Origin of the sequence: uncultured Lactobacillus sp. (genome assembly GCF_945290125.1) — a bacterium.
In the GTDB taxonomy this organism is placed as follows: domain Bacteria; phylum Bacillota; class Bacilli; order Lactobacillales; family Lactobacillaceae; genus Lactobacillus; species Lactobacillus rizhaonensis.
In genome coordinates this window covers 1-6022 of sequence record NZ_CALYQV010000086.1, presented here as the reverse complement: position 1 = coordinate 6022, position 6022 = coordinate 1, and the positions used below count along the sequence as shown (strand labels likewise).

The following is a 6022-nucleotide window of genomic DNA, read 5'->3' as shown; positions in this document are numbered from 1 at the left end:
TTTAGTTATTTTACTACTATTAGCAGCCGCTGTCCCGCTCAAAAAGTAAGTTCCAGCCACTAAAGAGTCCTTACTTTCTTTTGCAAAAAGACCAATAGTAATTGGGACATTCTTTAATGCTTTCTTTTTCCGCAAGCGAGCTATTACCTGTTGGGCCACTGCTTGCCCGTATTGCTTTTGCTGAGTACGTGAAATTTGTGCCTGGTATTCAGGACCATCTTTTTTCTTTTGATAATAGTCAATTGAATTAAGAGCAAGCCCAATACTAATACCACCTATGTGGTAATTTGAGCCGGATCCGGTCAAAAAATCTTGTTCAATTATTTCTTCTAAATAAATTGGCTGGTAATTTTTCTTAGTTCCTATTTTGGGATTAAGACCAGTGGGATTTGACTTTGACTTTCGTCCCAGCCATTGATTGGCTACAGTGGCAGAAATGTACTGGCCTTCCTGAAAGACATATGAATTTGTTGAATAAACACCTTTAGAAATCTGGACCAAGCCTCGTTCTAATTCTCTAGTATCAACAGAATTATCATTATCAGTCGCTGTCAAGCCAGAAATTGGACTTGTTACATAATGCCCGTTTTTAAGCAAAACAGTATACCCATTATTACCAGTATCGGTAGTTTGATATGTTTTAGGGCTTGAATTCGATGATGTTTTAGCGTTATTCGCCAAATCGGAATTTTTTAAGTTGCCGCAAGCTGTCAAACTCAATGATATTCCCAAAAGCGTTAATATTTGCAAGTATTTTTTCACTTTAAAAGTTCCTTTATTTAACTTGAGCAATTGCTTCTTCCTCAGTCAATAATGGTACACCAAGCTTCTGTGCTTTGGTGTATTTGGAACCAGCGTCCTGACCATAAATTACATAATCGGTTTTTCCTGAAACTGAACCAGTTACCTTAGCACCAAGTGATTGTAATTTCTTGGTAAACTCACTTCTAGTATAATGCGCAAGAGTGCCGGTTAAAACGACAGTTTTACCTTTAAAGTAATTGTCTGGGATTGCAGCAGTGTCTTCTGGCTCTGCGCCCAGATAATCCATGTTAACACCACTATCTTTAAGTTCATTAACTAGATCCTTAACTTCATCCTGAGCAAAATAAGTGGTTAAAGATTCCGCAATTGTCATTCCTATTGTATCGATAGCAGCCACATCTTGCACGTCTGCTGTTATAATCTTTGCCATATTTTTAAACTTTTGTGCAATTAATCTGGCAGCCTTGGCACCTACATGATCAATTCCAAGTCCGGTTAACAATAACTCCACGGAATTTCTTTTTGAGTTATTGATAGCGTTTAATAAATTACTAATAGATTTATCTTTGAAATGATCCAGTTTTTCCAAATCAGAAGCGGTTAAATGATATAAGTCAGCTACATTATGGACGAGATCGTTCTTAATTAACTGACGCACAATCTTAGGTCCTAAGCCGTCAATATTCATAGCCGGTCTGGAAGCAAAATGAGTTATGCCCTCCTCAATCTGGGCAGGACAGGACGGGTTAACGCAGCGCAGTGCTACTTCATCTTTTAGATGAATTAATTTTTCTCCACACGATGGGCACGTTGTCGGAATCGGATAAGGTTGAGCATCTTTTGGCCTTTTAGCTAATACTACTTCTGAAATCTCGGGTATAATGTCACCCGCTTTATGTAACATAACGGTGTCGCCAATACGGACATCTTTTTGTTGCAATAAATCGGCGTTATGCAAAACTGCATGAGAAACTGTAGTACCAGCAAGTTGCACAGGATCCATAATTGCAGTAGGCGTTACAACTCCAGTACGACCAACCGTCCACTTAATTTCATGAACCACAGTTTCCTGCTCTTCAGGAGGAAATTTATACGCTATTTCCCACCGTGGCACTTTGACGGTATTTCCTAGTTCTTGTTGCAAGTCTAAATTGTCAACTTTTAAAACAATCCCATCAATCCCGTAGTCCAGCGAATTTCTTTTAGCAGTATACTCGTCAATAAAAGCAAAAATATCGGCCATTTTTACAATTCTGCGACCGGTTTGATTGGTGTGAAAACCCAGCTGCGTCATTTTTTCAATTGCCTGGTGTTGACTGGTAATTTCTGCTGGCGGATTAACCCAGGTATAAATAAATGTACTTAAGTGCCGGTGTTTGGTAATACTTGCATCTAATTGCCGTAAAGAGCCGGCTGCAGCGTTGCGCGGGTTAGCAAAAGTTGTTTCACCGTTTTCATCACGTTCCGCATTGAGTTTAGCAAAGGGTTCTTTACCCATGTAACATTCACCACGGACTTCTGTGGTCAATTTTTCAGGTAAAGTTTGGGGAATATCTGCAATATAGCGTGCATTAGGAGTAACATCTTCACCTACTTGGCCATTTCCCCTGGTAGAAGCCCTGGTTAATTTACCGTCAGTATATTCTAAGGCAATAGACAGGCCATCAATTTTTAATTCGACATTATAAGCAACTTCGTGACCTATTTGTTTTTGGACTCTGTCATCAAATTCCTGCAGTTCTTCTTTAGAAAAAACATCTCCCATTGATAGCATTGGAATTTCATGAGTAACCTTAGTAAACTGATTGTCAATCTGTCCCCCTACTTTTTGAGTAATGGAATCTTGTGACACCAGCTGCGGAAATTCCTGCTCAAGTTCAACTAAACGATTATAGTTTTTATCGTACACATTATCTTCAACTTCAGGTGTGTCCTTTGTATAATAGGCATTTGCCCATTCGTCTAGTTTATCTCTTAGAGCTGCAACTTCTTTTCTGGCCTCATCAAGAGTTAAATCTGCCATTTTCTTCCTCCTGATTTAAAACTATTTTTTTATTTCTGCTTTTATTATACCTTTTTAATTGGTGCAAATGCTGCTAGAAGTCGCTTGATTCCTTTACCACTAAAAGCAATGTCAAGCTCCATGTCTTCACCCTTGCCGTTAACCTTAGTTACAACGCCTCTGCCCCAGGACTTATGCTCTACCTGGTCACCGACATTCCAGCCCTTTTTCTCTGCTCCCACTGCGCCAGCAGGTTTAACTTTTGGAGTATAAACCTGTGCGCGTGCTCGTTCATCGCTATTGGCAAAAGGTGCAATTTCAGTTTGAAAGTTAGCACTAGTCAAAGTAATTGGTACGGAATTTTCAATATTCAGGTCGTCTTGATCAACTTCTTCCAAAAATCTAGAAGGAGGATTATTCTGCATTCTGCCATACATCATGCGTGAATATGCATTGGTTAAAAACAGTTCGCGCTTAGCCCTGGTAATACCCACATAAGCCAATCTGCGCTCTTCCTCAAGCTGATCATCTTCCATCAAAGCGCGGGACAAAGGAAAGAGCCCATCTTCCATCCCTACTAAAAAGACTACTGGAAATTCCAGCCCCTTTGCGGCGTGTAGTGTCATTAACGCAACTTGATCATCATTATTGGCCAAATCATCTTGGTCACTTAAAAGAGAAACCTCGGCTAAAAAATCACTCAAAGCATTTTCATCATCGTTTTCTTCGTATTCATCATCAAAACGCTTAGTAACAGACAAAAATTCATCCAGGTTTTCTAATCTAGTTTCTGCTTCAATAGTATGTTCAGCTTTCAAGGCAGCAGTATAGCCAAAGTCCTGCAGTATTTTTTCAGTCAAACCAGTAACTGTATGATCTTTGGCAAAATTAATCGCATCACGTAGTTTAGCGCCAAAATCACTCAGTTTGGCCGCTGCCCGGGCAGTAACGCCTGACATACTAATGTGATCAAAAGCTCCTAAAATTGATAAATTGTTATCACGGGCAAAGTCCATAAAGCGGCGCACACTAACTGGTCCAATACCGCGCTTAGGGGTGTTAATAATCCGGTTAAAACTCATAGAATCACTGGGATTAGCTACTAACTTTAAATAAGCCATAATATCCATGATTTCTTTTCTATCATAGAACTTATGACCACCAACAATTTGGTAAGGAACATTTGACTTAACAAAAGACTCCTCAACTGTTCTGGATTGAGCGTTAGTACGGTATAACACTGCAAAATCGTGATAAGAACGCTTTTTTTCTTTTACCTCTTCCTGGATTTTAGCAATAATGAAATGAGCCTCATCATCACCGCTTTGGGCGCGATAATAAGTTACCTTTGCACCATCACCCTGATCAGTCCACAGCTTTTTGGCTTTGCGGTTACGATTATTCTTAATTACGGCATTAGCTGCTGCTAAAATATGACCAGTTGAACGGTAATTTTGCTCCAATTTGACAGTTTGAACACCATCATCATGATAGTCCTGCTCAAAATTCATAATGTTTTCCATGTTGGCACCGCGCCAACCATAGATTGACTGATCTGCATCACCGACGACACAAATATTTTTATATTGAGCAGCTAAAGCATGACACAGTTCATATTGTGCCTGGTTGGTATCCTGGTATTCATCTACCAGTAAATAACGAAATTTATTTTGATAATAATGTAAAACAGTCGGATCCTTTTTAAACAAAACCAAAGTTTGCATAATCAAATCATCAAAGTCCATAATTTGATCATTCTTCAGGCGTTTTTGATATTCCTGATACACTTGAGCAGTTATTTTTTCAAAAGGTGAGGCAGCACTGGCTGAAAATGCATCTGGAGTAAGTAAATCATTTTTGCCATTAGAAATTGCAGCTAAAATTCTCCGTGGTTCATACATTTTGGGATTAATATTCTGCTCTTTTTGAATATGTTTAATTAAAGTGAGCTGTTCAGCTGAATCAGCAATCGAAAAATTACTGCTGTAACCAATTTTTTCGGCATCCCGTCTTAATATGCGGACACAAAGAGCATGAAAAGTCGACATCCAGATACTGTCAGCCTGCTGTCCCAACAACTTATATTCACGCTCTTTCATTTCAGTGGCAGCTTTATTGGTAAAAGTAATAGCCAAAATATTCCAAGGCGCGATCCCTTTTTCAGCAACTAGATAAGCAATTCGCCGCGTTAGCACAGATGTTTTTCCGGAACCAGCTCCAGCAACGACTAATAAGGGCCCTTCTGTAATCTGTACTGCTTTTTTTTGCTGTGGATTTAAACCTTTTAAAATTGATTCTACGCTCATTCTGAATCCTCTCGCCCCCAAATTTTATAACTCTTCTATTGTACCAAAAATCGTAATCGTATTTGTTACCCTGTGCATTCTATTTATCAAAACGGTCAAGATTGTATTCTTCGATTAATTTAATCAGTTTATCCGCATAATCAGGGTCAGTGGCATAGCCGTCTTTAACTAACGCACGAGCCTGAGCCTCATAATTTTTGGCGGCAAGAACATGCCGGTACTGCTTGGCATCCCAAGTAGTCCCCTTTTGGAACAAGCGCGCATGAGCCCTGATTGAAGCTTCATAAGAGTCATAAATTTGAAAGCGAGCTTTGATTTCAATCCACTTACCTTTTTCAAATTCTTTGGTTTTTAAGACAGCAGAGGTATTTGGGTTATTGCCTTTGACGCCAAAGAGGTTATTGTATTTTTGGGAAAGATCGCTTTTACCATAATCACTTTCGAGACAGGCTTGGGCAATAGTAATACTAGGTAAAAGATCAAAAGATTTATCCACTTCTTTAGCTATCGGGCCAATTTCTCGGATGAAAGCCTTATGCTGTCTGATAATCTTTTGTCTTGCCTCTTCACGCGCAAGCTGCTCTTGTCTAATCTGCTCAGACTGAATTGCCTGCCTCCGATAATAACGAAAAGCCACAAAAGCAATTATTAATAAAAATAAAATAATAAAAGTGCGCATAATGATTGCTGTATTAGATAACTTTTTGCTTCTTCGTTTTCTCGCCATTTGTTTTCCCTTGCTTTTAAAAAATCTCTTCTTAAGTATAGCCTCTCTTAATTATAAAACTATGCAATAATTAATTTTTAAAATAAAGTTAGTTGGTTTGCAAAATAAATTTACTCAAAAATAAATTAAGCAGACAAAAAAATGGAGCCAAAGCTCCATTAAAGCAAATGCGGGCAAGAAGACTCGAACTTCCACGATCTAAAAGCGATCACAAGATCCTTA

General features: G+C 38.8%; 4 protein-coding genes. All 4 read right to left on the bottom strand.

Annotation, left to right across the window (positions count from 1 at the left end):
• The coding region (locus Q0K80_RS09705; RefSeq protein WP_294605829.1) for a CamS family sex pheromone protein at nt 1-762 on the bottom strand (762 nt) is incomplete at its 3' end.
• Between the two features lie 13 nt (nt 763-775).
• Nucleotides 776-2788, bottom strand: coding sequence for an NAD-dependent DNA ligase LigA (gene ligA / locus Q0K80_RS09700; protein ID WP_294605827.1), 2013 nt, complete (start codon nt 2786-2788; stop codon nt 776-778).
• 44 nt (nt 2789-2832) lie between these two features.
• Nucleotides 2833-5073, bottom strand: coding sequence for a DNA helicase PcrA (gene pcrA / locus Q0K80_RS09695; RefSeq protein WP_294605825.1), 2241 nt, complete (start codon nt 5071-5073; stop codon nt 2833-2835).
• A gap of 79 nt (nt 5074-5152) precedes the next feature.
• Nucleotides 5153-5800 carry a glycoside hydrolase family 73 protein gene (locus Q0K80_RS09690; RefSeq protein ID WP_046324524.1) on the bottom strand — a complete coding sequence of 216 codons (648 nt, stop codon included), beginning with the start codon at nt 5798-5800 and terminating at the stop codon, nt 5153-5155.
• Nucleotides 5801-6022: the final 222 nt, after the last annotated feature.

Bases quoted from the DNA above. Each gene is read 5' to 3' on its own strand.
- ligA (WP_294605827.1), bottom strand. From the start codon at position 2,788: ATGGCAGATTTAACTCTTGATGAGGCCAGAAAAGAAGTTGCAGCTCTA.
- pcrA (WP_294605825.1), bottom strand. From the start codon at position 5,073: ATGAGCGTAGAATCAATTTTAAAAGGTTTAAATCCACAGCAAAAAAAA.
- Q0K80_RS09690 (WP_046324524.1), bottom strand. From the start codon at position 5,800: ATGGCGAGAAAACGAAGAAGCAAAAAGTTATCTAATACAGCAATCATT.